Here is a 3,237-nt window from a genome sequence, read left to right as displayed (position 1 = left end):
GCCCCCTTCCCTGTGTCCCAGGACCTCAGGCAGCCGTCCGCTGGCGGCGCTCCAGCGCCCGGGCCGCCTTGCGCCGCCCGCCGGCCAGCACGTTCACGGTCGAGCCCGCCCCGGCTCCCGGCTCGAGCTGCCAGCCGCGGACCCGCGCCGCGACCCTGGCCAGCCGCTGGTCGCCGGGCCGTACGTCGACGGAGAACAGCGACTCGTCGGGCGTACGGTCGTCGCCGCCCCAGCGGACGACGCCGTCGAGCTCGGCGAGGATGTCGCGGATCACGACCTCCTGCCGCGGGAAGAAGCCGCCCCGGGCGCCGCGCGGGTAGAAGCCCGGCCGGATCCGCACCGCCGTGCCCGACGCCAGGTTGGACTCCGGCCGGCCCCTGCCGACCTCGGAGGGGTCGTGCCAGCCGACGACGTCGCCCCGGCGCAGGGCGTCGACCTCGTAGTGGAACCGGCGCACCAGGTGGACGAGGACGGTCTCCACGTCGCCCATCCGCACGGCGACGCCCTTCAGCGGGGTGCCGGGGACGGGCCGGGTGTAGACGGTGCCGCCGTCGTCGGCGACGTTCTCCATCTCCCAGCCGTTGTGGGAGCGCGAACCGGCCTGCACGCGCCGGGTCCGGTCCTGCGCGCTGCGCAGGGCGTCCCGTACGCGGGCCGGGATGGGGTTGTGCGCGTCGGCGTACGCCTGGGACAGGAAGTGCGAGACGGGCAGGGCGGCGACGCCCACGGCACCGCCGACGGCGGCGATCCGGCCGAACAGGGCACGGCGGGACAGTCCGCGGCGGTGCGCGGCGGACGGGCGGGGCCCTCTGCGGGTGATGCGGGGGATGTGGGGGAGGTTGAGCTTCAACGGTCTCTCATTCCGGCGATTCACGCGTGGCGAGCGATGCTGTTGTACTTCTCGAAGATCTGGTAGACGGCCAGGCTCTGGTGCGTCTGGGCCTCGACGTCGGGGTCCCAGGCCCGGTAGCGGCGCAGGAGTTCGGTGATCTCGAACTCGGCGAGGTCCAGGCGCATGGACCGCGGGGTGGTGACGCGGTCGCCGGGCGGCAGTTGACCGCCGGGCCTGCCCCGGGTGCCCCACAGATGGATCAGGGCCGCGGTGCGCACGCTGAACGCGTTGTCCTTGTTCAGCCGCTGCCACACGGCCCAGAGGTCGGCGTCCTTGCCCGGGTCGCGGCGGTCGCCGGTGGTGTGGCCCCAGCCGATGCAGTGGTTCCAGGCCTGGATGGCGTCGCTCGCGCCGATCTCCCCGATGCCGGTGGGCGAGTCCTTGACGGAGCCGGAGCCGGTGAGGTGGTGGTCGGCGACCTGCTGGTCGGTGGCCTGGTCGGCGAGGCTGTAGTCGCGTACGGCCCAGTAGACGACCGTCTGGATCAGCGCCTTGCGCATCGCGTACGTGTGCGACAGCTCGGTGATCAGCTCGTCCTGGTCCTGGATCGCGCCGACGGCCTGGGCGTTGGTGTAGAGCCGCGCGTCGCTCCCGATGCCGCCCAGGTCCGGCCGCCCGATCGACCGCATGTACCGCGAGAGGTCGGCCCGCAGCGCGGGCACCTGGCGGGTGTCGAAGGCGACGTCCGGGACGGCGGGCCGCGGCCGGTCGAACGCGCCCTGCCCGATGTCCCGTCCGGAGGCGATGTCGACGTCCACCTCGAGCTGCCCGTCGCCCGAGCCGAGGGTGCGGATGACGAACTGGTCGTAGGCCCAGTCGCCGGGCAGCGGGCGCCCGGCGTTGCCGTCGAAGCCCGGGGACATGTCGGCCACGAAGCTCGCCGTGGAGGAGCCGGCCGCGCCGACCTGCGCGCAGACGTTGCGGGAGCCGTAGACCCCGATCTCGTACGGGTGGCCGGAGTCCGCCATCGCCTCCTTGATGCCCCTGAAGTGGGGCAGGACGTTCGCGGTGATCTCGGCGTCGATGGCGTCGAAGTCGACGGCGAAGAAGATCCGCGTGCCCTTTCTGAAGCCGTGGTCCAGGGCGGCGTTGACCGCCGCGTACCCGGCCGTCCGCCCGGCGACGTAGTCGAAGTCCGACGCGTCGTTGTTCACGGTCTGGTAGATCGGGAAGCAGCGCAGGCCGTGCCGGGCGACGGTGGTGAGCTCGCCCGGCTGAATGGCCTTCTCCGGCAGGGACGTGGCGCTCGGGTTGGTGAGGTAGCGGCCGACGTATGTGATGCCGGCCGCCTTGAGCGCCGCCGCGCGCTCCGGGGTGACCTTCGCGATCGTGTCGCAGGCCCGGCCCTGCCGCGACTGGTCGCCGTAGGACGCCAGCAGGGAGGCGAAGGTGGCGAAGTCACCGTCACCCGTGGCCGGGAGCGCGACGAAGGACTGGAACGCCCGCACGGCGGCGGCCAGATAGGAGTCGAAGCTGTCGGTGAGGGCGACGGGCCGCCGGTTGACGACCATCCCGGCGGAGAACAGCCGGACATAGACGCCCTCGTCGCCCTGCCGCACGGCGTGCGACCTCAGGGCCGACTGAGTACCGGGGCCGAAGTTCCCGTTGGCCGTGCCGTCCGCCATGCCGAGCTCGTACTGCACGCCGAGGACCAGCGCCCTGGCCGTGTCCCGGGACACCCGCCCGTCGCAGGCGACGACGAAGAAGTCCTGCCGGCCGATGTAGCGGCCGTTGAGCCACCGCTGCACATCACGGACCTGCCGGGTGCCGGAGCTGCCGAGGACGTACGGGTCCATCGTCAGCAGCGCCTTGAACACCTTGGGCGTCAGACCGGCGCCGGGCAGAGCCTGTTCGACGCCCATGTCCGTCTTCAGCTTCGTGACGGCCGCCCGGGTCCGCGCGCCGTACGTGCCGTCCAGGTCGCCGCCGTCGTACCCCTTGCAGTACAGACCGGACTGGATGACGCGGCAGAAATCGGGCGAGGGGACCGTGTCCGCGTCGAGCTCGGGGTACTTGGCGGTCAGCGTGGCGAGCGTCGTGGGACCGAAGCTGTCGGACAGCGCCGTGATGCCCAGCTCGTACTGCAGCGCACGGGTCAGGGCGTACATGGTCGCCCAGTCGGCCTCGCCGGTCTCCTCCACGGTCGTGCCGATACGGCTGCCGTAGACGGAGTTCACGAATCTCTGGGCCTTGAGCACCATGGCGTTGCGCATGGAGAGTGATCGTATGTCCGGCTAAACCGCTTACTGTGCGGTATTTGGGAGGGGTCTGGGGAGCTTCATACGCGCTTCGGCATACGGCCGGCCAACTCTCCGGAAAACGCCGGCGGCCCCCCGCCCGAGAGC

2 protein-coding genes are annotated in these 3,237 nt (G+C 71.9%); both read right to left on the bottom strand.

The window, feature by feature from the left end; translation table 11 throughout:
• Positions 1-25: 25 nt before the first annotated feature.
• Positions 26-850: a hypothetical protein gene (locus ACFTZL_RS43245; protein WP_382595628.1), complete on the bottom strand. Its 825-nt coding sequence runs from the start codon at positions 848-850 to the stop codon at positions 26-28.
• A 20-nt stretch (positions 851-870) separates the two neighbouring features.
• Positions 871-3,105 (bottom strand): glycoside hydrolase domain-containing protein, encoded by a 2,235-nt coding sequence (locus ACFTZL_RS43240; RefSeq protein WP_382595625.1) that lies wholly within the window; start codon positions 3,103-3,105, stop codon positions 871-873.
• Positions 3,106-3,237 lie beyond the last annotated feature (132 nt).

The sequence above is a fragment of the Streptomyces sp. NPDC056948 genome, assembly GCF_042674225.1.
Lineage (GTDB): Bacteria > Actinomycetota > Actinomycetes > Streptomycetales > Streptomycetaceae > Streptomyces > Streptomyces purpurascens.
This window is presented reverse-complemented; position numbering and strand designations above follow the sequence as displayed.

Coding starts and splice junctions, on each gene's coding strand:
- ACFTZL_RS43240 (WP_382595625.1), bottom strand. CDS start 3,105: ATGCGCAACGCCATGGTGCTCAAGGCCCAGAGATTCGTGAACTCCGTC.